The 23,497-nt window shown below is 48.9% G+C and carries 17 protein-coding genes; 8 read left to right on the plus strand and 9 right to left on the minus strand.

The window, feature by feature from the left end:
• Positions 1–4 precede the first annotated feature (4 nt).
• Positions 5–1,381 carry a GntP family permease gene (locus LZU85_RS17330; protein WP_011079119.1) on the minus strand — a complete coding sequence of 459 codons (1,377 nt, stop codon included), beginning with the start codon at positions 1,379–1,381 and terminating at the stop codon, positions 5–7.
• Positions 1,382–1,533: 152 nt separating this feature from the next.
• On the opposite strand from LZU85_RS17330, the gene LZU85_RS17335 reads away from it, so the two are divergent.
• Together LZU85_RS17335 and edd are read left to right on the plus strand one after the other, a co-directional pair.
• Positions 1,534–2,055: a gluconokinase gene (locus tag LZU85_RS17335; RefSeq protein ID WP_017420425.1), complete on the plus strand. Its 522-nt coding sequence runs from the start codon at positions 1,534–1,536 to the stop codon at positions 2,053–2,055.
• Positions 2,052–3,848 (plus strand): phosphogluconate dehydratase, encoded by a 1,797-nt coding sequence (edd, locus tag LZU85_RS17340; protein WP_237287925.1) that lies wholly within the window; start codon positions 2,052–2,054, stop codon positions 3,846–3,848. The genes LZU85_RS17335 and edd overlap by 4 nt, the downstream gene beginning before the upstream one ends.
• Before the next feature lie 50 nt (positions 3,849–3,898).
• Here edd and LZU85_RS17345 read toward each other — a convergent pair whose 3' ends face one another.
• Positions 3,899–4,906 carry a substrate-binding domain-containing protein gene (locus tag LZU85_RS17345; protein WP_237287927.1) on the minus strand — a complete coding sequence of 336 codons (1,008 nt, stop codon included), beginning with the start codon at positions 4,904–4,906 and terminating at the stop codon, positions 3,899–3,901.
• A 75-nt stretch (positions 4,907–4,981) separates the two neighbouring features.
• Positions 4,982–5,878: a response regulator gene (locus tag LZU85_RS17350; RefSeq protein WP_011079115.1), complete on the minus strand. Its 897-nt coding sequence runs from the start codon at positions 5,876–5,878 to the stop codon at positions 4,982–4,984.
• Positions 5,879–5,978: 100 nt separating this feature from the next.
• Between LZU85_RS17350 and LZU85_RS17355 the strand changes: the two genes are divergently transcribed.
• The 5 genes from LZU85_RS17355 (at position 5,979) to LZU85_RS17375 (ending at position 11,866) form a co-directional block, all read left to right on the plus strand.
• Positions 5,979–6,776, plus strand: a complete 798-nt coding sequence (locus LZU85_RS17355; RefSeq protein WP_237287929.1) for a chromosome partitioning protein ParA — start codon at positions 5,979–5,981, stop codon at positions 6,774–6,776.
• A gap of 149 nt (positions 6,777–6,925) precedes the next feature.
• On the plus strand, positions 6,926–8,263 hold the full coding sequence (locus LZU85_RS17360) for a serine/threonine protein kinase (protein ID WP_176299305.1): 1,338 nt from the start codon (positions 6,926–6,928) through the stop codon (positions 8,261–8,263).
• Positions 8,264–8,280: 17 nt separating this feature from the next.
• A complete protein-coding gene (locus tag LZU85_RS17365; RefSeq protein ID WP_237287931.1) occupies positions 8,281–9,720 on the plus strand; it encodes a chromosome partitioning protein ParA in 1,440 nt (479 codons plus the stop codon).
• Positions 9,717–10,289, plus strand: a complete 573-nt coding sequence (locus LZU85_RS17370; protein ID WP_017789646.1) for a sigma-70 family RNA polymerase sigma factor — start codon at positions 9,717–9,719, stop codon at positions 10,287–10,289. The genes LZU85_RS17365 and LZU85_RS17370 overlap by 4 nt, the downstream gene beginning before the upstream one ends.
• Positions 10,290–10,297: 8 nt before the next feature.
• Positions 10,298–11,866 (plus strand): hypothetical protein, encoded by a 1,569-nt coding sequence (locus LZU85_RS17375; protein WP_237287933.1) that lies wholly within the window; start codon positions 10,298–10,300, stop codon positions 11,864–11,866.
• Positions 11,867–11,887: 21 nt separating this feature from the next.
• Here LZU85_RS17375 and LZU85_RS17380 read toward each other — a convergent pair whose 3' ends face one another.
• Positions 11,888–12,751 (minus strand): hypothetical protein, encoded by an 864-nt coding sequence (locus LZU85_RS17380; RefSeq protein WP_176299308.1) that lies wholly within the window; start codon positions 12,749–12,751, stop codon positions 11,888–11,890.
• Positions 12,752–13,003: 252 nt separating this feature from the next.
• On the opposite strand from LZU85_RS17380, the gene LZU85_RS17385 reads away from it, so the two are divergent.
• On the plus strand, positions 13,004–15,781 hold the full coding sequence (locus LZU85_RS17385) for a hypothetical protein (protein WP_237287934.1): 2,778 nt from the start codon (positions 13,004–13,006) through the stop codon (positions 15,779–15,781).
• A 64-nt stretch (positions 15,782–15,845) separates the two neighbouring features.
• Here LZU85_RS17385 and LZU85_RS17390 read toward each other — a convergent pair whose 3' ends face one another.
• The 5 genes from LZU85_RS17390 to LZU85_RS17410 all read right to left on the minus strand — a co-directional run bounded on the left by LZU85_RS17390 (position 15,846) and on the right by LZU85_RS17410 (position 22,394).
• Positions 15,846–16,790: an SPOR domain-containing protein gene (locus LZU85_RS17390; RefSeq protein WP_237287936.1), complete on the minus strand. Its 945-nt coding sequence runs from the start codon at positions 16,788–16,790 to the stop codon at positions 15,846–15,848.
• A gap of 186 nt (positions 16,791–16,976) precedes the next feature.
• Positions 16,977–17,915 (minus strand): ABC transporter permease, encoded by a 939-nt coding sequence (locus tag LZU85_RS17395; RefSeq protein ID WP_118893128.1) that lies wholly within the window; start codon positions 17,913–17,915, stop codon positions 16,977–16,979.
• Between the two features lie 2 nt (positions 17,916–17,917).
• Entirely contained in the window at positions 17,918–18,895 is a 978-nt protein-coding gene (locus LZU85_RS17400; protein ID WP_011079105.1) for an ABC transporter permease, read from the minus strand.
• Positions 18,896–19,046: 151 nt separating this feature from the next.
• Positions 19,047–20,603 carry an ABC transporter substrate-binding protein gene (locus tag LZU85_RS17405; RefSeq protein WP_237287945.1) on the minus strand — a complete coding sequence of 519 codons (1,557 nt, stop codon included), beginning with the start codon at positions 20,601–20,603 and terminating at the stop codon, positions 19,047–19,049.
• Between the two features lie 75 nt (positions 20,604–20,678).
• The gene (locus tag LZU85_RS17410) at positions 20,679–22,394 is read right to left on the minus strand and encodes a dipeptide ABC transporter ATP-binding protein (RefSeq protein WP_013570899.1); all 1,716 of its coding nucleotides are present in this window, start codon (positions 22,392–22,394) and stop codon (positions 20,679–20,681) included.
• Positions 22,395–23,497: the final 1,103 nt, after the last annotated feature.

The raw sequence follows: 23,497 nt of genomic DNA on the forward strand, positions 1-23,497 counted from the left end.
ACCTCTAAAGAATAAAGCTCAATACAGCGACGATAAGGAAAGCAATACCACCAAGCAAGGTTTCCATTACCGTCCAAGTTTTCAGCGTGGTTTTCTCATCCATCTCAAGCAGACGAGAGACCAGCCAGAAACCAGAATCGTTAAAGTGAGAAAGTACCGTTGCACCGCCTGCGATAGCAATCACGATAAAACAGAGGTCTAACTCACTCAAACCTGTGGTTGCCGCGACAACCGGGGCAATCAGCGCAGCGGTGGTCGTCAGTGCCACGGTGGCAGAACCTTGCGCCACACGCAAACAGGTTGAAATCACAAACGCAGCCACAATCACTGGCATGCCTGTGTCGGTCAATACATCGGCCAAGGCATTACCAATGCCGCTGGCGCGCAATACGCCACCAAACATGCCGCCCGCACCAGTAACGAGGATAACGCCACAGATCGGAGCCAGTGAGTCGCCACACAATTTTTCAAGCTTAGCCATGCCGTAATCTTTGGCAAACACCACCAAGCACACGATCAAGGTAATAAGCAGTGCGACGGGCGTTTTACCTAGCATGCGAAGGAATTCCACCAACGGTGTTTTACCATCAATCACCCCCGCCACTGCCAGCGTGTTTAGGCCGGTATCCAAGCAGATCAGTAATACGGGCAGCACTAAGATGGTCATTACCGTGGCAAATTTTGGCAATTTGCTTTCATCGACAATCGCATCGCTGTTAAAAAATGCTTTAGAAAGTGGGATGTCGAATTTCTTACCCGCGTACAAACCAAATAGGTACGCGCCAAGATACCAAGTTGGAATCGCAACCAGGATACCCACAACCAGCAGCAAACCGATGTTGGCACCTAAAAATTCCGCTGCCGCCACTGGGCCCGGATGGGGAGGAACAAAGGCGTGCATCACCGCAAACGCACCCGCAGACGGTAAGGCGTATTTGATTGGCGAGCCACCAAAGCGTTTCGCCACGCTAAAGATGATAGGCATCATCACCACAAGGCCGGCATCAAAGAAAATTGGGAAACCAAACAGCAGCGACGCAATACCCAGCGCAAACGGGGCACGATCTTTGCCAAAGCGACCAATCAGCGTGTCGGCCAGCACTTTGGCCCCGCCTGTCACTTCCAAAATTTTACCAATCATGGCGCCAAGGCCGACCAACAGTGCAACAGAGGCGAGCGTGCCGCCAAAGCCACCCATCATGGTGGGCACTACTTTGTCCGAGGTCACGCCTGTGGCAATGGCGGTACCTAAACTGACAATGGTCAGTGAGGCAAACGCATGCACTTTGAGTTTGATGATCAGCACTAGCAACGCCGCAATCGCCAGCGCAGCTATGGTTAAAAGATATGTAGGATCAGGGGTGTGGGCTAATTGCTCCATAAGTTCACCTTTCGAATTATTGTTTGTGTTGTGGTTCACATTTATTTACGTTACCGGTAACATGTTACCGATAACATGAATAAGATAAACCCATATTTCAAAGTGAATTTCAAATTTGAGATCACGCGCAAGTTTAGTTATGAGGACAAGTTATGGCGGGTAGTAGTGTCATTGTGATGGGTGTCTGCGCAAGCGGAAAGACCACAATTGGTGAGCTGTTGGCAGAAAAGCTGGGGCGTAAATTCATTGATGGTGACGATCTCCATCCACGCGCCAACATTCAGAAAATGGCCTCTGGCCAGCCACTGAACGATGACGACCGCAAGCCGTGGCTGGAGCGTATTCGTGATGCGGCGTATAGCCTTGAAAGCAAAAATGAGCACGGCATTATCGTCTGCTCAGCGCTGAAAAAGAGCTACCGCGATCAAATCCGCGACGGCAACAACAATGTCACCTTCTTGTTCCTTGATGGCGACAAGTCACTCATTCTTGAGCGTATGCGCCAGCGTCAAGGCCACTTCATGAAAGAGAACATGGTCAATAGCCAGTTTGAAACACTTGAGCGCCCCGATGGTGAACCTCGCACTCTATTGGTCAGCATTGATACCACTATCGAAGACGTTGTCGCCAACGCGGCCGAGTTAATCCTAGAACAAGATGAGGCACAAGCATGACCCATCCCGTCATTTTAGAGGTCACTCAACGCTTGGTGGAACGCAGCCAGGCAACACGTGCGGCGTTTGTTGCACGCACCGAAGAGCAAGCCAAAGCAGGCAAAGGGCGTGTTGGTTTATCGTGCGGCAACTTAGCGCACGCGGTGGCGGCATCTTGTGCGGCAGAAAAGAAAAACATCCTCGATTTTACTCATGCCAATGTGGCGCTGATCAGCGCCTACAACGACATGCTCAGCGCCCACCAGCCTTACCAGCACTACCCAGAGCAAATTAAGCGCGCACTGGCAGAGTATGGCCATACTGCTCAGGTCGCTGGCTGTGTCCCTGCGATGTGCGATGGTGTCACTCAAGGCCAAGCGGGCATGGATATGTCGCTGTTTTCTCGTGATCTGATTGCACAGTCCACAGCCCTCTCTTTGAGCCACAATGTGTTTGATGCCACCTTGCTGCTCGGCATTTGCGACAAAATCGCCCCAGGGCAACTGATGGGCGCACTCGCCTACGCACACCTGCCTACCGCATTTGTGCCAGCGGGTCTCATGGCAACTGGCATCAGCAATGAAGAAAAAGTCGATGTTCGCCAAAAATACGCAGCGGGCGAAGTGGGCAAAGACGCGTTGCTTGATATGGAGTGTCGCGCGTACCACTCCGTCGGCACGTGCACCTTCTACGGCACCGCCAACACCAACCAACTGGTGTTTGAAGCGATGGGATTGATGTTACCTGGCTCGGCGTTTATCCATCCAAACTCCGAGCTCCGACACGCGCTCACTGAACACGCAGCGATCAAAATTGCGGCCATGACCGCCGGCTCTGCTCACTTCCGCTCACTGGCTGAAGTGGTCACTGAAAAGAGCCTTATCAACGGCATCATTGCCCTACTTGCTTCCGGTGGCAGCACCAACCACACCATTCACATGTTGGCCGTGGCGCGCGCTGCGGGTATTGAGCTCACTTGGCAAGACATTAGTGATCTTTCTGACGTGGTGCCGCTGCTAGCACGCGTATACCCGAACGGCCCTGCGGACATGAACGCCTTCCAACAAGCTGGCGGCGTGCCTGCGCTGCTGCATCGCCTCAACGAATCGGCTCTGCTGCATCGTGACGTCAAGCCAGTGTTTGGCGAGTTCGACGACCAAATGAGCCTACCAAGCCTTGTCGACGGCAAGCTTGTTTGGACACCATGTGAGGGTACGTTCGATAGCCATGTGATCGCCGACAAATGCTGCGTTTTCCAGTCCACAGGCGGCACAAAAGTGCTGACTGGCAATTTAGGCAAAGCGGTGGTGAAAGTCTCTGCGGTGAAAGAAGATCAGCGCGTGATTGAAGCGCCAGCGCTGGTGTTCCAGTGCCAACATGAGGTGGAAGCGGCGTACCAACGTGGTGAGCTCAACCGAGATTGCATTGTGGTGGTGACGCACAATGGCCCAGCCGCCAATGGCATGCCAGAGCTACACAAGTTGATGCCGATTCTCGGCAATGTGCAAAAGGCGGGCTTTAAAGTGGCGCTGGTGACCGATGGCCGTTTGTCTGGCGCATCAGGCAAAATCCCATCGGCCATTCACGTCTCTCCAGAAGCGATTCGTGGCGGCGCGATTGGCTTAGTGCGTAATGGTGATGTGATTCGTGTCGATTGCCAGACAGGCGAGTTAAACAACCTCAGCGACACCACTGGTCGCTGCGTGCTTGAAATCGATACTGAGGCAAGCCAGCAAACTTGGGGACGCAATCTGTTCAGCACCCTTCGCCACTCGGTTTCCAGTGCCGAACACGGTGCCAGCTTTATCGTCTGATCAACAAGGGCGCGTTTATCGCGCCCTTGCTTTTAATCACATCGACCGAGTTACACACTCTCGCCAGCGGTAATGCGGTAGCCCATATCCACCACATTTTGTTCCAACGTTTCACCGCGCAAACGGGCCAGCAACAACTCGGCACTTTTCTCACCAATTTGAAAACGTGGCGTATCGACACTGGTCAATTTCGGACGAATCGTCTGGCCGATATCCAAGGCGTTGTAGCCCACAATGGCCAGTTGCTTCGGCACTTCAACGCCACGCTGCTGCGCGCACAGCAAGGTACCGATGGCGATGTCATCATTGGTACAAAAGACCCCGTCCATCTCTGGATACGTCGCCAAGGCGCGCTCTAACAGCTCATCCGCCAACGAGAAACTGGAGTGTTCGCCCGTCAGCACGTGTTTCGGCTCTAAGCCAGCTTCACGCATGGCGCGATCATAGCCTTGCATACGCAGTTTGGTACGCGTATCCAAGCGTGCACCAAAATACACAATGGTGCGCTTACCCGAAGCCAACATGCGTTTAACCACGCTGTAAGAGGCATCTTCGTGGTCTAACCCCACTGCCATATCAATTGGCTGCGCTGGCAGTTCCATGGTTTCCACTACGGGAATGCCTGCGTTTTTGATCATCTGTAAGGTGCGTTCGGTGTGATGGCTTTCAGTTAAGATCAGGCCATCGACCTGATAAGAGAGCAGCGACGCGATTTTGCGCTCCTCTTCCAGCTCATCGTAGCTAAAGTGCGCCAAGAGGGTTTCATAACCATGCGCTTTGGTGACGGTTTCAATGCCCTGAACAAAGGAAGCAAAAATTTGGTTGGACAAAGAAGGCAGCAGGATCCCAATTGCTCGGCTAGAGGATTTCGACAACATCGCTGGGGCACGGTTCTCGATGTACCCCATCTGTTCAATCGCAGTGGCGATTTTCTCGCGGGTCTTTTCCGCCACCGAATCGGGATTACGCAGGTAGCGCGATACCGTCATCTTGGTCACGCCGACTTGATCCGCCACATCCTGCAAAGTGGTGCGCGGTTTCTTATTGTGTTGAGCCATAAAAAGATTTTTGTCATTAATGTTACTTGTAACATTATGACCAATCCGATCCTCACACACAACCAAGGTGCAGTGCTAAAAACCCACCAATGTGATCTTCCCCTGCGCCATCTCCCCTAACTGGCAGGAGAAATCGAGGCGTTTATCGGCGGGTTTGCTAAACAGCACCTTCAACTTATCAAACGCTTCTGGCACAAAACTGACGCTTTTGAGCCGTAGGCTTTTGCGCGTTAAGCTGTCCAAAAATGCCAAAGAGGATTTATCCAACACCATCTGGCATGTGTCTAAAATCGCTTTGCTGACCATTTTTTTATGGATAGCTTGGCTCAGTTGTTCAGCTGTAATGTGCGTATTGGCACTCGCCAGCACGCACACCGCGTAAATATCCAGCACCGCCACCGCGCGTGGTTTTTGCGTTTCGCCATCTTCATAGATGGCAATCATGCAGGGCACTTTGCTTTCATCAAACTGTTGTAAGCGGATATTGGTGAGGGCAATCTCATCATGCACCACTTTTCGCAGTAGCTTCTCCAACTGACTTAACTTGGGCAAGGCGAGCTCTTTTTGGATTTCCACCAGCTCATCAAACGCTTTTTCACTCTCTTCCGCCCCTTGCACCAGTGGCAACAGCTTGCGATGCAATGCATCGTCATCAAACGGTTTACTCAACACAAAGCTCGCCCCCGCCGCTTTTGCTTGGGCAATTTGCTCGTCATCATCGACGGTGGTGATCATCGCAATTTTCACCTCAGGAAAACGGGAGGCAACGGTTTGCACCAGTTCCAAGCCACTCATGTCTGGCATGTGCCAATCCGTCAGCACGATATCCGGACGCCAATGCGCCATTTTTTCCAGTGCCTCACGAGCACAGTTGGTCTTTTCAATCGACAAGCGACGATAGCCAAACCCAAGCAAGGCTTTGCGAACAATTTCCAGCGTCGCTTTGCTGTCATCGACAATCAGTATTTTCACCGTTGATGCGCTTCCAGTTGCGAGAAGTGTTTAAATTATAGGCACAATTCGTCGCAGCTTCTAAACTTATCAATACGCGATTAAACGAGGTAAGCACGCGATGTCGTTCGAGTTCTTCGACCAATCTTGGGATAAAGAGTTGTTGCTGATGTTAGGCATCAACCTTGGCTTGATGATTTTGTTGGCTTGGTTTGTGTTGCTGTGGCTGATGCTGCGAGAGTTTCGCAAAGCTATTCACCCCAAAGAGGCAAACGCCAAGAGCCTTGCCGCCTCCCCAACGACAGTGGCGATGTGTGAAGAATCGGTCAATCACGCCATCGACTACAGCAATGAGAACCGCGAAACGCTCAATGCACTCATTCAAATTCAACAAGCACTTGAAAAGCAAGTAGCCGAGATTCGCGCCACAAGCCCAAACCCCAGTGAACACGATCTCGCCTCCATTGAGGCTCTCAACCAAAAACTGAGTAAATCCCAACAGTTGATTCGTAAGCTCAGGGGCGATCTCGACAAAAGCGTGCGTGGCCTGCGCAAAGCCAAAGCCAAGCTACTAGAACAAAATGATACCGTTGATGGATTGCGCAAACAGAAAGAGGATATTGAGAAACAGTTTGAGCAACTGGAGCGGGAGTACATCATGATCAGCGAAAGCGGTGGCTTTCAAGATGTCGAGCAAGGCTTTCAAAAAGAGAAGGATCAACTGCTCGCCACCATTGAGAACTACAAACAGCAGTTGGCCAATCAAGCGCCTGCCAGCACGAGTAGCGCTGCCAGTGATGAGCTCAAACAGAAGCTACTTGCGATGCAAAAACAGCTGATGCACGTCAACAAAGAAAAGGCATTTATCGAGCAGAAATATCTGGAACTGACACAAAAAATCGAAAACAGAGCGGAATAATATGTGATTTTTATTTGTTTAGTCGCTCTTAATTTCGACTGAAATCAAAGATTTTATCTTTTTAATTTCTCAATAGTAAGAAAACTCTCACATACGATACAGAATTCTTATAAACTGAGCGCGAACAAAAAACCTAACTATATGCATTAATGTCTGTACCGCTAGGCTCCAGTGCCACGCAAGTGTTTTATCACTTGCTGGATCTCAATGAAGAAGAGAAACAACAAGCGCTCCAACAACTCGAACAAGACGCCCCTGATGTCTTTCGAGCGTTGGCACCGTTAATCCAGTCTCATGAACATGAGCCTTTCACCGCCTTGCTTGGCTTTCACGCCAATCATGCTACCGAGATCCCACTCGACCTTACCAACCAGCTAATCGACAAATATCAGCTCACTCATGAGCTGGGAAGAGGCGGCATGGGTGTGGTGTACGCCGCTTATCGCGCTGACGAGACGTTTGAACAACAACTGGCCATCAAATTTATCCAACCCTCTTTGACTCAAGTACTGGGAAAAAAAGCGCTGTTTGATGAAGCGCAGTTACTCGCTAGACTTAACCACCCTTGTATTGCCAAAGTGTTTGATGGCGGGGTGCATCAAGATTCGGTGTACATTGTGATGGAAAAGGTGGAAGGCCTCACGCTGGATGCTTTTTTGCAACAACATCAGCTGGATCAACGCACCAGGCTCACGCTGTTTCGTTACCTTTGCCAAGCGATTGAACACGCGCATCACAATCAGGTGCTGCATGCTGACATCAAGCCGGAAAACATCCTCATTGATCAAGATTGTAGGCCCAAGCTGCTCGATTTTAACCTAACGCAAAAAGTCAGCACTCAGGCCAATCAATCAGGGCAAGTGGGATTGGTGGCCTTTAGCGAGCGTTATGCCAGCCCAGAGCAAAAATCGGGGGGCTATTTAACGCAGCAGAGTGATCTCTACTCGCTAGGAAAAATCTTGCAGTTGCTCTTTGCTCAAGTTGGCAAACATTCCGATCTGCGCTTCATCATCGACAAAGCCACCCAAGAAAAAGCGGAACAACGCTACCAAAGCGTCAGCGAATTACGAGCGGACATCGAGAACATGCTGGCGTGCCGACCAATTTCACTCAAACAGCACATTCCGCTCTACAGCACCAAACGGCTAATACAACGAAGGCCGATCCCGACTGTGCTGCTCACCTTATTAGTGATGAGCGGTATGCTGTTCACCAGCACCTTGATCAGCAAAAATCGCCAACTCCAGCAAGAAAAGTTGGTTGCTGAGAATATGATGTATGAAGTAACCAGTTTGATGTTCCACACCAAAGGCAATGAAACCGCACATCTGTCAGTGAACTCAATGCTAGAAATCACACGCCGACGAATTCTCTCCAATCCAGAGATCCCTAAGCACATTAAGCAGAAAATGTTGTTGGCGATGATAACGCCAACACCAGAGAAACACGCTGTCGAGGCAAACTGCCAAGAAAATTGCCAACCTTAATCAAACCGTAAGAGATCATGAAGCCACGATTCTATGCCACTGCCTTGCTAAGTTGCCTCTCCTTGAGCGCGCAATCGGCCACGCCCAAAACGGGTTACTTTATTGACTCTCCCGTTACGGGCTTGTATTACAAAACCAGTTCAAATCTCTCAGGCACCACTCACAAAGGCGCTTTTCAATACCACCCAGGGGATGTGGTGAGTTTTTTCCTCGGCAGTGACGACAGTGGCTATTTGCTCACAACGCTTTCTGGCCAAGAGGTGATTACCCCAACACTCGCCACAACCAAACCAAGCCGCAGTATCAATATGACGCGTTTGTTGCTCTCGCTCGACAGCACGCCAGAAAATCGTGATGAAATCATTCTGCTCAATCGCATTGTCTCGGATCCTCAATTCCAACAACAACTGCAAGGCATTGATCTCAATTTTCTCGATAACACCGCCAACCAACTGGATATAGAGTTGGTTTCCATCAAGGAAGCCGCTGAGCATCTCAATCAGAGCCAGCGTTACATTGAGCAGCACTTTACCTCGAACGAAGCGATTTTCTCACCGCTGAATGTGCGCCTGCGCAACATCATCATCAAAAAAGCCGATTGGCAGGGGCGTGCTTGTGCGCTTGACTTACGCATGCTCGATAAGCCCAACTACCGCACCCCCATCGGCGAGATGAGTTTCGAAGTAACCCAAGAGCACTTAATCCAATACCCCAGCGTCGGCGATTACTTCAACGGCTGTTACCTCAATCGACAGCACGCCTATCGAGAAAAAACCGTGGAGCCATTGAGCCATTTTGCACAGTGGGAAGGGGTTGTTGGCTGTGCTAGCCAAGGTTGCACACGTCACGATCTCAATGGCTTTTCATTAGAAGATTTCGACGACGAAGGCGATTGGAAATATCGTTCAGTCGCGATGAATTTTGACCCTCACACCCAACTCGTAATGGGCAAAATGCAAGGTTTGGGCAAGAAGGCTGAAGTCACCCACAGCAACAAATCGGAATCGATTTGGTTTATCTACCCAGAAAACAAGGGGCAACACATCGCCTTTGAAGGGATCTGGAAAGAGACCCAATACCAAGAGCAAACCCTCACAGAACGCTGCTTAAACATTGCCGATGGCCGAGTGTGGCTTGGCCCTAGCAATATGTCGTCATGCCCGCTGGCGGCATCAGCCTATCGCCAAGATGTGACACAAGAGTATCAAGATATGTGGTGGCTACGTAATGCCTCTGGCCACGCACAATTAGAGCAGATGAACGTAATGGTGCGCTGGTTTCCACAACCTTACCCAGCGCAATACACCACATGGGAATACCTCCCTGCCGGACAAAATTGGGATCAGGGCATCTTGTATCGCTATCAACAGCAAGTGTCTCCTCAACGCGATGGCTCTGATCGCATTGATACTTACACCATTTCCGAATTCGTAAAACAGCAAGGAGAGCCGTCATGAGTGCGCAATCGACTTCTCTTACCCATATCATTCAACAGTGGCAAGCGGGTGACAAAGCCGCCGAAAGCCAGCTGTATCAATTTGCCTACCTGCAACTGCGCAAAATCGCCCAACAAGAGCGGGAGCGCAACGCCGAGAAGTATGGTCTTGAAAACGAAGTGTTGGCAGACAGCGTGAACAGCACCACCGCTTTGATCCACGATGCGTACCTTAAGCTTTCCACCAGCGACATGAGTGAAATCAGCGGCAAGCGCGACTTTTTCCTCATGGCGGCCAAAGTGATGCGCCAAATTTTGATCGACAATGCACGTTCGCTGCAAGCGCAAAAGCGCCAGCAAGTGACACAGCTACCGAGTGAACATCAGGAAAAATTTGAGCAGTTGATCATCATGGACAAAGCACTGGATAACTTCAGTGTTCGCTACCCTCGTCAGTCTAATGCGCTCAAACTGAAGTACTTGATGGGGATGAAAAACCAAGAGATCAGCGAGTTACTCGAATGCAGTGCCAGTTTGATTGAAAAAGACCTCAAATTCTCACGCAGTTGGCTGCAATCACGAATGGCATAATCCGGATCATGACTCACCGTAAGCCCCTATTCGTCGTCTTCGCCATCACATTTGTCACTGGAATGTGGTTTTGGCTCTCTTCAAGCCAAGCGACCTCGAGTGTGCTGTCTGAGGCAGAAACCCACGTAGCAGCGCCACATGCCAAAGCCATTTCGGTTGAAAACAAGGCACCAAACGCAGCAACGCCAACCCAAAACGCGAACCTTCACGTTCCGCCTCTCTTCACTCAGGCGGCAGCCATTTTGCCTTCGCCACCATCCGAGGAAACTGGGCAAACACCAATACCAGAGGAAGAACTCGAAATCGCTCTGCCAAGCAGCGCGTCGAATACCACAGTGATTGTCTCCGACAAAGAACTTGCCAAAGGCGTTGGCGCAAACAGCAAACCTAGGCTCAATGCGGAAGTAGCCAAACAAATCCAGAGTCAGGTTTTCGGCTGGGAGCTCGATCAAGGCGCGCCCATTCGCTATTCCCTCAACATTGATCAACTGTTTGTGGATGCCGATGACGACTTTCTCACCCTCACAGTGCGTATAAACGTACCGGGGCTCAAAGTTCGCAATCTGGATACCGTGCAGATCTTAGGCACCGTAACCAAAGCCGCAGCGCAACCCCAGTTGATGATCGCCGCGCGCGATGATCACCACGGTAGTGATGACCAAGCGTGGGTAAAAGCTTATTTTGACCTGCCCGCGATTGGAGAAACGGGTACACAGTTTACTCACCCACTGATTGGTCAAACCTTCTATCGCTTAGAAACCACCCAAACCTTTGCGGGCATTCGCTACCCTTATGAGGTGATTTACTGCCAAGCGTGGAAGCTGATCAATCATCAGGTCTATTTCGCCTCAGCGCGCAATCGTCGCCAATGTCCGAGCGATGAAGAACTTAAATTGATTGGCGAGTTTGAGCAGCAAGACGATAAGCTGATTCTCACCAGTAGTCAGTCCGCCTTTGATGCCAAACAAACCTGGATTACTCGCCAAAGCTACCCATCCAACCTCACGGAAGGATTGGTAAACCATCTCACCACGGTGCATGACGGCAACCAGTACGAAACCTACACTATGGTCACCGACAAAGCCGCGATGGAAGCAAGGCTCAACGTAGAAACGGGTCGAAAGCTTTATGAGATGACCTTTTTTGACTACCTCTTTATCGACGCTGAGCAAAATTACCTTCCCGCAGAAGTCGGTAACTACATCTACGAGCGTCAAGCCGCGGACCCCACGGTTTATCAGCGCTTTGACTCCGACCTCAACATTCATCGTATCAGTGGCAGTTTTGATTGCTCCACCCTGCAGCCTTACTTTGAGCTCTCCGTCATTGCGGGTCGGGGCGACTACGAAGATGTTGTCTCCTACAGCCAAAGCGAAGATGGCGTCTCCTTGGTCGCCTGTTTTGTCTTTCCATCCGGACCAAACAAACGCTCTTTGGCCATCAACCACGACTATCGAGATGACAATGACCTGCAACAAGGCGAGATTTACAGCTACATCCTACGGCCGAAACCGCAGTTCGCACACCTGTTGGAGGAGTTAAAAATCAATCTGATTTACCACCACCCGCAATTGTGAAGTTGAGCCCAACAAACGGGATTAGAAGTTCCACAACGCTTGTAATCCCGTATTGAGTGTCCAAGTTTGTGCTTCTGGCAACCAAGCTTGACCTTGCTTCTCCACACCACTTGCTGTGGTATACATCACTCGTTGCGGATCAGACTCGAAACGTTTCTCGTAACCGAGCATCACAAACCACCCCAAATGCAAACCTGGCATGATCTGATAGCTAAGGGTTGCTTCCGCATTGGTTCTAAAACCGAAGTCGTTAAATTGAATGTCTTCAAAACGTGAGTTTTCAGTGACACTCCAAATCGGCACACCGAATATCCAACGGCCACTAACACGCCAATCGCTCTCCCCATACAGGTGGCCAGAATCGTAAGCTAAGCCAGCATCGAGGAAAATATCCGTCGATTTCTCTTCCCACGTATTGCCTTCGCGAAACACATCATTGACGTAACCATTGTGGTTTTTCAGGCCATAGCGTTTGTAGGTTTGATAGCTCAATGACGTCCCAGCCAACACACGCCAGTTATCTTGCAGTTTGTAGTGCAGCAAAATGTTGGTTGCCGCTTTCAAGTATTCAAACTGATTGGTTTGAATTCGCGTACCGTCTTTCTGCCACTCTTCAGTGGCGCTCATCGGCGAAAAGGTCGCTAACGCATCGATGGAAAAATCGTAACGCGCATTGATGTGGTAAAGCCCTCCCGTGTTTAGCACCGGGCTCACCACGCTGGCATCGGAATCTAAGCCGGGAAACAACTCTTCATACACCACATTCTCAAAGCCAAGGGTAAAGTAAGAGTAACCATATTTGCTCTTATCAAGGGTCACTTGCGCCTCAGCCGCTGAAGAGCCCAAACACGCACCAATCATGATTAACCTAACCCACTGTTTCATTGTTATCTCCTTCTTTTTTGGGCTCCGATGTTAACCCTGTCGAACCATTTGCCAACCCCGCTATTGATAAAAAAATTAAAATAAATTTTACGGTTTTTTCGCTGTTTTTCGTGCCTTGAAACTCCCGCTCTAACCGGATAAAAAAGCCCCGAAATTCTCCCTTCTTTCGCATGATTTATAAAAAGAGGAAAGAAGACTCTAACGATGTGCGTTATTCAATTTAGTCAGAATAAAGAAGCAAAGGACTCTTAGATGAAAAAGGTTAGTTTACTAGCAGCGTCAGTGGCGATCGCCCTCACCGGTTGTGGCGGTTCAGACAGTGGTTCAGGTTCAAATGGCAACGTTGCACCTGGCGGTGTTATCGTGACAGGCTTTGACGGTTACTTTAACAATGCCGTGGTGTTTGCTGACACCAACAATAACGGTGCATTTGATGTTAACACAGACCAAATTCTAGGTCTGACTGCGCCTTTAAAAGGCAAAGATGGTCAGCTTGAAATCAAAACAGCAGAATTCAACGCTATCAAAGAAAAACAAACACGCCTAGGCCTACAAACGCTAGTTCCTGGTGGCAATGTGCAAACCGCGCTAATTGCGAAAGACCCATCGCTTTACGCAGGTAAATACACTATCGACATGGACCACCCGACTCAAGCCATGGCACACGAGGTCGCCCTATTCACTCTACCTGGCGAAAAAGTAATTTCACCACTGACTGACCTTGTTGTGGTTCAAGCGGGTGCTAACCCAACCGAAGAAATAATTGCGCAAGCAAAAAAGAAAGTGAACGAAACGCTCGGTATTAGCGGCGACACTGCCTTTAGCGATGTGATTGCCGCACAGAACCATACGCTGCACAAAACCGCACAGATTCTAACTGAATCAAAAGTGAAAGCAGAGAAGAACTCCGGCACTTATGATGCAGAAACCGCTCTTATCATCGCGCAAGAAGCCACCACAATTGTTAATGATGCAAATAACGCGGACAAACTTGATGATCCAAGCTTTAAGCCTACCGTTGAAGTAGAAAATGGCCAAGCAACCGTAACCATCAACAACAAACTGAGCGTAAACAGCAATGTGGAAGCGCAAGTTCGCACCTCGCTAAGCACAGCGCAAGAGTCACACACCATTGCTCTAGACATCAACACCAGCGCGGCAATCAATGGCAAAACGGTGAACCTATTCTCCGATAAAGATGCTAATGAAATCACGGTTACCGTGGAAGTGATTGACTACGATACCAACCAAGTCATTCTGTCATCTGTTGGCGAGAATGGCGCTGTTATCCATGTTGATGGTGATCTAACCAAAGGTGGTACGCTACAAGAACGTCTATCTTACATGGTGAAAGTCAGTGCCAATGACATTAATAGCGATAAGAAAGTGGTCGGTAATGCTGCGGCCATCTTCAACCTAAAAGTCGCGATCCCAAACAGTGCGCCAGTGGTCGACCAAAGCATCGCGGCGACCATGCAAGAGTGGATTGGCAGTATTGAGCTATTTGCTGGGACTGATTTAACCGAGCAAGAAGAGATGTCAATTGATGGCCTATTTACCGATGCCGACGATGACAACTTGACATACACGGCAAAAACATCAGTTAAAGGTCTCAACGCGCTTATCATTAACAATCAAGGCCAAAACCGTTTACGTATCGAAGGTAAGCCTGAGCAAGTTTATGCGGCAGGCGAAACCATTACCGTTGAAGCCTTTGATGGTAAAGAGCGCACAGCAATCGCTTTTAAACTCGCCGCTGTGGAAGAAGCGCCAGTACCAAGCTTTAGCGTAAACAACGCAGAGCTTGCAAACCTGCAAAGCGAGATCCACGCCCAACTTACTGATATGAAAGTAGGTCAATCACTTCCTCAGCTACAACTGACCGTCACATTGGCCGATATCTTCACCGCAGAAAATACCAGCGGCGTTGTGGAATATTACGTTGGCCTTGCTGGTAAAGACCAAGAGTATATGACCAGCATTCCTGGCGTTCGCGCCTCTGCTGAACAGGGTGTTCTAACCATTTCAGGCACCCCTACAGCAGCAAGCCAAGGTGGTGAGTTCTTCATCCAAGCGGGTATCAACCCAGATGCGAACGATGGTTTGCTCTCTGAAATGAAGCGTATCGCGCTACCAAAAGTGGCCGAGGGTGACACACCACCAGTAGGCGGCTCAATTGAGGGAAAAACTTGGTACATGCTTGAGCACGGTTCTTCTAACGGTGAGCAGAACCAAAACTACAGCAGTGTTTGGTGTGATTCGGTTCGCTATGAAAATGGCTTAGTGTATGAATACGCGCGTACACCAGACAGCTTGACTAGCTGCCAAGAGCCAAACTCTATTATGGAAGGGGCGAGCTACGAAGTAGTCGATAACAAAATTATTGCAAGCTTCACGTTTGAAGAAAATGGTAAAACTATTACTGAGCAAATGACGCTTGAAACTACGGTTACACCAAGTGGTAGTGATATCGCATCCGGTGCAGAAAACGTCATTGTGCGCTACTTGGAAAATGGCATCGAAACTGGTGAAGCTGAGAGCTACACCTATTATGCCAACGCACTAGATGCGCAAGCACGTATCAACGTAAAATCAGACGCCGATTACCTAGGTCGAGCCTTCAAGATGAACTTGCCAGCTGCACAAGCAAATACTTGGGTACCAAGTTTGGTAAGCGTTCAATTAACTGAGAGCGGCGACTCAATGCAACCAATGGATGCCGGTATTTGGTTTGATATGCCAAACACAAGCTTCACCTGTGATGACCTAGCTGATTTCTATGAAAGCTTCTCTTTCACTGGTCCTGAAATTGGCACTGTTTACTCGCAAAGCAATAACTCTTCATGGAATTTTGAGTGTTACACCAAGGAAGAAAATGGTTTGAAATACGCTACGGTTGATTTGGATCTCCCAGCTCTAACTGTTGGTAATGTTTACAGCATTATTGGCCGAACAAAAGACGCTGAAGGCGCTTACGCAGAAGCGGTGAAGTTCAACATCAAATGGACAGGTACTGGCAACAACGAATAATTGTTACCATTGAAATACACCAAGCCCCGCATCGCGGGGCTTATTTGTTTTGGGTGTCATCCAACTACTTCACACACAGCACATTGAGCAATGAAGAGCCTTTTACTTGCGTCACACGACCATCAGTAAAAAAGCCTTTGTTCCCTCGCCCCCAATAAGGCAACTGCATTGGCCACAGCTGGTTTTCCATCACTTTTGAATCCAATAAGGTGAGGAACTCCTCTTCAGTTAATAAACGCATGTGCAGATCGCTGCACACCACTTCCGCACTGCTGTAATCCAAACGATTCCACGCTTGATTATGCTCCATGTAAAATTGGTGTTTATCATCCATTAAGTAAGGCACCACATAAGTACGGCCTTTTAACTCGGCACTTTTACGAATGTCGATGGATGAAGAGTCGTCGTTACTGCGCTTAGCTGGCGTTGTGGCCAAGGTCGCCTGCGCAGGGGCCGGCATTGGCTTGTTAGCAGCAACTGGTACTTTCGGTTGCGTTTTTGGGGCGGTGGGCTTGGTTATCGCTTTCTGTTCTTTGCTTGCTGTGACCGGTTTTACCGCAGAATGTGGCTTAACGACTCGAATAAAGGCTTCTCGGTAATCGCCCAGTTTTTTGACCTGTTTAAGATCTTTGCTGGCTTGAGCAAAAGATTGATACGGGCCAATCAAACAACGATAGGTTTTGTTTTCAGGTTTCATCCACACATCGGTGGTGATCTGCTTGTAAAGCGGTTTGGCGTCGGCCAGTGGCATTGGCTGATTTAAGATGCCACATTGAATCCAAAAGAAATCCTCTTTGCCGCTTTTGGGCGCTTTTTTACCCCAAACACCATCACCAATCGGGCAGGCTTTATCTAACATGGGTAATTCGTTGGTGCTTGCCTGTGTGGCTTCACATAGAAAGCCTTCCGCCGCTGCTGGAGTAGCAACGCCAAAGAAACACAGTGCCGCCATCAACCACAATCGTTGAGGTTTGAAGATCGGCAAGCGTGCCGATTTGCTTAGTTCCATAACTTCACTCTACCCGTTTCATCAATGAATTGCTCAGTGACGCTCAGACTGCTGCCTACAACACGTTGCAAGGCCAAAAATTTGCCGCGTCCTGGTGAATAAAAAATGACAAGCAAAAAAAGAGCCGTAATTGGCTTACGACTCTTAGTTTAGGTAGTTTTCCGATTATAAATCAATCAGCTCAGATCACCCTTTGTAGATTTTTGGGTTAAATACGTCACGTAACCAGTCACCCAATAGGTTGATCACTAACACCAGCGTCACCAGCACAATGCCTGGGAAGGCGGTGATCCACCAAGCGCCGGAGAAGATGTAGTTAAAACCAATGCTGATCAACGCACCCAGTGACGGTTGGTCAACGGGCAAACCCAGCCCTAAGAACGAGAGCGCCGCTTCCGACATGATCGCGTTGGCGACTTGCACGGTTGAGATAACCAAAATCGGTGATAAACAGTTCGGCAGAATATGACGGAACATGATGCGCGGTGCTTTAAAGCCCATCACACGTGCCGCTTCAACGTACTCTTTCTTCTTCTCCGCCAATACCGAGGCGCGAATCGTACGTGCGTATTGTGGCCATTCCGCCACACCGATGATCACCACCAGCATCACCACCGCATATTGGCTGTAGAAATCACTGCCGAAACTGGCTTTAAAAATCGCCGAGACAATAATCGCTACCATCATGGTCGAGAAGGAGAGCTGAACATCGGCAAAACGCATTAAAAAGTTGTCAATACGGCCACCAAAGTAACCCGCCGACAAGCCAATCACGATGCCCAAAAACAGCTGCAGCGCCACCGCCATAAAGCCAATGGTGAGCGACAAACGCGAGCCATATAAGATGGTGGAAAGGATATCGCGACCTTGCTCATCGGTGCCCAGCACGAAGTTTTCATCACCGCCTTCCATCCAAGATGGCGGTAGCTCCGCGTCCATAATGTCAATCGATGAGAGATCATAGGGGTTGCTCGGCGCGATTAACGGCGCGGCAATCGCTAACAGCAAAAACAGCATGAACACCGCGAAGCTGCTCATCGCCACTTTGTCGCGTTTAAAATAGTAAAGAAAATCCGATTCTTTAAAGCGTTCCCATACAGAAGGAGCTTTATTAACGTGTTCCATGATTATGCTCCTTTGCCTGTTAAGTTCACGGTCGGGTTGATTAAACCATACAGCAGGTCAACGATGGTGTTGGTCACCACGAAAATCAGTCCGACAAAAATGACGTAAGCGGTGATCAGTGGGGTATCCACGCGGTTGATCGCCTCAAGGAAAAGGAAGCCTGTTCCCGGCCATTGGAACACGGTTTCAGTCAAAATGGTGTACGCCACCATGGTACCAATCTGCACGCCACCGACGGTTAACACTGGCAGCATGGTATTTTTGAGCGCATGTTGGTAATAAATTTTGTTCAGCGCGAGACCTTTCGCCTTGGCAAATTTGATGTATTCCGAACTCAGCACTTCCAGCATTTCTGAACGCACCAGACGAATAAACAGTGGCAGCATGATCGACGCCAACGCGATACAAGGCAGCACTAAGTGCTTTAAGCCATCAATAGTAAAAAAGCCCGATTCCCAACCGAGTAGGTTATACGTTTCCCCTCGCCCATAGGATGGCAGCCATTGCAGCTCAATCGAGAAGACGTACATCAGCATGATCGCGGTTAAGAAGACGGGGATCGAAATACCGATGCTGCTGCCTGCCATGACCACTTTGGTAAAGAAACTCTTCGGATGAATCGCGGAATAAACCCCAAGCGGGATCGAAAAGACGATGATTAATACGGTCGCGCCAAACACCAACTCTAGGGTGGCAACGAGTTTATCAAGAATCACATCCACCGCAGGACGTTTAAAAAAGTATGAAGTGCCTAAATCGCCCTGCAATGCAGCGCCGATAAAGCGTGTGTATTTGGTGATAAAGGGATCGTTTAGACCAAGTTCATCTCGCAGTGCTTGGCGCTCTGCTTCTGAAACTGACTGGCCCACTAGCTCACGCAACGGGTCGCCTAGGTTATCCTGAATGGCAAACGCCACTAAACTGATCACAAACATCACTATCAGTGCCTGAAACAGGCGCTTGACCAGAAACGAAAACATTCCTTGCCCCTTTTGCTATCCATGACTATGCCCGTTCGCTATCACGGCCATATAAACTTCAGTCTGAAAACGGCGCTCAACCCGACTGAAACAAAGTTGAGCGCCTAAAATCACTCATCCCACCCAACGCTTGAGTGGGAGAAAGCCAGTGTTACTCTTTTACGACCAAGTCACCAAAGTATGGGAAGTCCATCGCGTTGACGATTGGTTTGATATCCAGCGTAGATTTCGCGCCCCACGCGAGGTTTTGCCAGTGTAGAGGAACGAATGCCGCTTCGTTGTACAACGTGGCTTCTACTTTCTGTAGCATCGCTGCACGTTTGGTAGGATCGGTTTCTACGTTCGCCGCTTCCACCAACTTGTCCACTTCTGGGTTTGAGTAGTGACCACAGTTGTACTGACCACGGCCCGTTTCTTCGTTACGCGTCATGGTGAGGAACTCAGAGAAGTTCGCCGAATCTTCTGTGTCTGAGTGCCAGCCGATCATCAACATGTCTGCTGCACACTTATCAAACTCAGGCCAATATTGCGCTTTAGGCATGGTCTTTAGGTCTACCTTGATACCGATTTTCGATAGCATTGCAGATGCCGCTTGAGCCACTTTCGCATCGTTAACGTAACGGTTGTTCGGCGCGATCATCGTCAGCGTAAAGCCTTTCTCATAACCCGCTTCTTTCATCAGCTCTTTAGCTTTTTTCAGATCGAAACGAGGAACCAGTTCCGCGTTGTAGCCCGCATAACCTTCAGGACCTTGCTGACCAGCCGCTGTCGCAAAACCTTTCATGATTTTATCAACAATGCCTTCATTGTTGATGGCATGAACGATCGCTTGACGCACGCGCACATCTTTCAGCGCTTCATGGCTGTTTTGGTTCATTTGGAAAGTGATGATGCGCGTACCAGGCAGCGTCACAAGCTCGATGCCTTTCGCATCTTTCACACGTTGGTGATCGTTAGGCGCAACCGGCGCAATCATGTCAACACCACCAGAAAGGAGCGCAGCCACACGTGTCGCGTCTTCTTTGATTGGCACAAGCGTCAGCTTATCAACGTTACCTTTTGACTCTTTGTCCCAGTAATCCTTGAAGCGCTCAAACTCGACCTTCACACCTTGCTCACGAGAAGTAACGATGAACGGGCCGGTACCAGAAACGTTGGTCGAAGCAAATGAGTTACCGTGCTTCACCACTTCCGCTTTGTCTTTGCCATCGGCTGTCGTGCCAGAGTAGAACTTGCTGTCCATCGGGAAGATGTAAGTGGCAGTTTGTAGTACCAATGGGTAAGCCCCTTTGGACACCAACTCAACCGTGTAATCGTCCACTTTGACCATTTTTTCATACGGTTCAAAGATCGCTTTGAAGTCTGGAGAATCTTTTAGACGAGCGAACGTCCACACGACATCATCAGCCGTCAGTTCGTTACCGGAATGGAACTTCACCCCTTTACGTAGCTGGAAGCGGTAAGTGGTGTCGTTAACACGTTCCCATTTTTCAGCCAAGCGAGGTTCAAAATCCAATTTCTGGGTATAACGAACTAGTGGATCAAACACCATGTGTGACATTTGTAGCGTACCACCAGACAACTGCTCATGCGGGTCAAGTGACACTGGATCTGCATCATAAGCAACTTTGATGTCTGCCGCAGCAGCACTCAGGCTTAGGCCTGCTGCCATTAAAGCCACGGTCAGTTTGCTTTTCATGGTTTTCATTGCATAACTCCTTATGCGGGAATCCGAATCCCTAGTTGTTGTATTTGCGTCTGTTATTGTGCCAAGCAAGCTTGGTTATGCCGTTTTCACCTCTTCCCTCAAACCAGTGAACTCTGGCATCAAGGAAATCAGGTGCTTACTGTACTCATGCTGTGGAGAGCGGAACAGTTGCTCAGTCGGTGCGACTTCGAGCAAGGTCCCCATCTGCATCACACCCACTCGGTCACACATTTGGCGGATAACCGGAAGGTCATGACTGATAAACAGCATGGTTAAGTTCAGTTCGCTTTGTAGATCTTTGAGCAAATTCAGAATCTGTGCTTGAACCGAGACATCCAGTGCCGAGGTTGGCTCATCACAAATTAAAAGACGTGGACGAGTCGCCAATGCGCGCGCAATCGAAATACGCTGACGCTGGCCACCCGAAAATTCATGTGGATATTTCACCCCGGCCATTCGCCCTAAGCCAACGTGCTCCAAGAGATCGTTCACGATTTGGCGCGTTTCCGCTTCACTGTTGGTCAGTTTATGGAAACGAATGGGCTCCGCGATGATGTCGAAAATCTTCATACGCGGGTTCATCGAAGTGTATGGATTTTGGAAGACCATCTGCATTTGGCGACGTAAAGGACGGCGCGCTTTTTCTGACGTCAACGCAGTAAGATCAATACCTTCAAACGTCACCTTACCTGAGTTAGGCGCATACAGCCCCGCGATCACTCGTGCGATAGTGGATTTACCCGAACCCGATTCCCCCACCAAACCAAAAGTTTCCCCTTCATGCACTTGGAAGCTGACATTGTTCGATGCCTGCACGTACTCACGACGGCTCTCAAACAGCGAGTCTTTAGTGACGAAACGCAAGTTAACGTTTTCAACATTAAGCAGTGGCCCGGTGTATTTTCTCTGATCTTCACTTTGACCCAGCCAGTGATTTTTAATATCAAGAGGCTGCAATTCGCTCGCTTCTTCGATGTAGCTGACCAGAGGGAAGCGATCAAGCTTCCTATCCGAACGCGGTACCGCAGAAATCAAGCTGCGCGTATAAGGATGATCTGGGTTACCCAACACTTTGGCCGTTGGGCCAAATTCAACCAAGTCACCTCGGTACATAACGGCAACACGGTCAGTCACGTTCGATACCACGCCCATGTCGTGCGTGACCAACATACACCCCACGTTGTGCTTAATGCATAGCTCGCGGATCAGGTTGAGGATTTGGTCTTGAATCGACACATCGAGTGCCGTGGTGGGTTCATCTGCAATGATCAAATCCGGCTCGCCTGCTAGGGCAATCGCAATCACCACGCGCTGACGCATACCGCCAGAAAACTGGTGAGGATACTGCTTTAAGCGGTTTTCAGGTTGAGGGATGCCCACCTGCTTCATTAATGATAAAGCGCGCGTGTAAGCCTCTTCGTCAGAGACATTCATATTGGCGTGAATGGTTTCTTTTAACTGCTGTTCAACAGTAAAGAGAGGATTGAGCGAGGTCATGGGATCTTGGAAGATAAAACCAATTCTAGAGCCACGCACTTTACGCATTGCTTCTGGAGAAAGGCCTGAAATTTTTTCACCATCAAGGAACACATCACCGCTGGCAATACGACCAGGAGGGCTCAACAAATCGCTCACCGCATTACCTACGGTTGACTTGCCCGCACCCGACTCACCGACGACACCAACAATTTCGCCTCGTTCAATATTAAACGACAACGATTTCACCGCCGCATGAACCCCATGGCGCGATGGATACTCGATACGAAGATTTTTCACTTCTAATAGTGACATTTCAGACCTCTACTGCCTTGTCTGTGGTGCTGAATAATCAAACACGATCATCATTCAACAAACCAATGAATCCCTTCTGATTGCAGAATATTACTCTAAAAATCAGGTCGGAACACAATTTGGCAAAAAACACACAAAAAAGCAACAATTAAAGTTTAACGGCCAGCAATCGGTTAATTTCAAGGCAAAAATATCGAATAAATATTCGTTAATAGATATTTAACAAAAATCAGCGCAACACTTTTTGTGTGCCAGTTGGCATTTTTGCTAGAAAATGTCGCCAAAAATGACCAATCATTCATCATAATCGTCCGTGAGATTTTTTCATGTGAATATTAACAAATGCAAAACAACACTTTATTCCATTTAGAAAAACCAGTTAATACGCTTAGTGTGTAACTAATCATTAAGCATAAAATGCTAAATATGGAATTATAGACACTGGCCATCCGCTGTGTTTTTCCTTCACAGCATCAGCAACTCACTGGTGTTTGAAAATCAGAGTGTTAAATGCCAAGAAACTAAAATATAGACACAAAAAAACCACACGTTATGAGAAAGGGGAGATTTCCTCTCAGATTGAGAGGTTCATCAGCAACTCCGCTTAGAAAGCGTTAAAAATCTCTCATCAGAGACAAAAGCGAGCGCATCAGCATACCCAGTAAGGCTCGTGAGTTGAGGCAAGAAAATGAGAACCTTAGAGAAGGTAGAGAGAAGAAGATCGCACAGACGCTGTAGTCCACGACGCCAACCTACTATAAAAGCAGGCTTTCTACGGTGGGCGTGAAGAGGAATTCGACGCGGCTGGGCTTCCAGACCCCGACCCTGTATGCACACAAAATCATCCGCATTTAATACAAGATGTAAAAAAGTCCCACTATTGCTAGTGAGGCTTAAAAATGTGGTCGGTGAAGAGGAATTCGACGCGGCTGGGCTTCCAGACCCCGACCCTGTATGCACACAAAATCATCAGCATTTAATACAAGATGTAAAAAAGCCCCACTATTGCTAGTGAGGCTTTAGAATGTGGTCGGTGAAGAGGGATTCGAACCCCCGACCCTCTGGTCCCAAACCAGATGCGCTACCAAGCTGCGCTATTCACC

Origin of the sequence: Vibrio floridensis, from assembly GCF_021852965.1 — a bacterium.
GTDB lineage: Bacteria > Pseudomonadota > Gammaproteobacteria > Enterobacterales > Vibrionaceae > Vibrio > Vibrio floridensis.

Coding starts and splice junctions, on each gene's coding strand:
- LZU85_RS17330 (WP_011079119.1), bottom strand. CDS start 1,381: ATGGAGCAATTAGCCCACACCCCTGATCCTACATATCTTTTAACCATA.
- LZU85_RS17335 (WP_017420425.1), top strand. CDS start 1,534: ATGGCGGGTAGTAGTGTCATTGTGATGGGTGTCTGCGCAAGCGGAAAG.
- edd (WP_237287925.1), top strand. CDS start 2,052: ATGACCCATCCCGTCATTTTAGAGGTCACTCAACGCTTGGTGGAACGC.
- LZU85_RS17345 (WP_237287927.1), bottom strand. CDS start 4,906: ATGGCTCAACACAATAAGAAACCGCGCACCACTTTGCAGGATGTGGCG.
- LZU85_RS17355 (WP_237287929.1), top strand. CDS start 5,979: ATGTCGTTCGAGTTCTTCGACCAATCTTGGGATAAAGAGTTGTTGCTG.
- LZU85_RS17360 (WP_176299305.1), top strand. CDS start 6,926: ATGTCTGTACCGCTAGGCTCCAGTGCCACGCAAGTGTTTTATCACTTG.
- LZU85_RS17365 (WP_237287931.1), top strand. CDS start 8,281: ATGAAGCCACGATTCTATGCCACTGCCTTGCTAAGTTGCCTCTCCTTG.
- LZU85_RS17370 (WP_017789646.1), top strand. CDS start 9,717: ATGAGTGCGCAATCGACTTCTCTTACCCATATCATTCAACAGTGGCAA.
- LZU85_RS17375 (WP_237287933.1), top strand. CDS start 10,298: ATGACTCACCGTAAGCCCCTATTCGTCGTCTTCGCCATCACATTTGTC.
- LZU85_RS17380 (WP_176299308.1), bottom strand. CDS start 12,751: ATGAAACAGTGGGTTAGGTTAATCATGATTGGTGCGTGTTTGGGCTCT.
- LZU85_RS17385 (WP_237287934.1), top strand. CDS start 13,004: ATGAAAAAGGTTAGTTTACTAGCAGCGTCAGTGGCGATCGCCCTCACC.
- LZU85_RS17390 (WP_237287936.1), bottom strand. CDS start 16,790: ATGGAACTAAGCAAATCGGCACGCTTGCCGATCTTCAAACCTCAACGA.
- LZU85_RS17395 (WP_118893128.1), bottom strand. CDS start 17,915: ATGGAACACGTTAATAAAGCTCCTTCTGTATGGGAACGCTTTAAAGAA.
- LZU85_RS17400 (WP_011079105.1), bottom strand. CDS start 18,895: ATGTTTTCGTTTCTGGTCAAGCGCCTGTTTCAGGCACTGATAGTGATG.
- LZU85_RS17405 (WP_237287945.1), bottom strand. CDS start 20,603: ATGAAAACCATGAAAAGCAAACTGACCGTGGCTTTAATGGCAGCAGGC.
- LZU85_RS17410 (WP_013570899.1), bottom strand. CDS start 22,394: ATGTCACTATTAGAAGTGAAAAATCTTCGTATCGAGTATCCATCGCGC.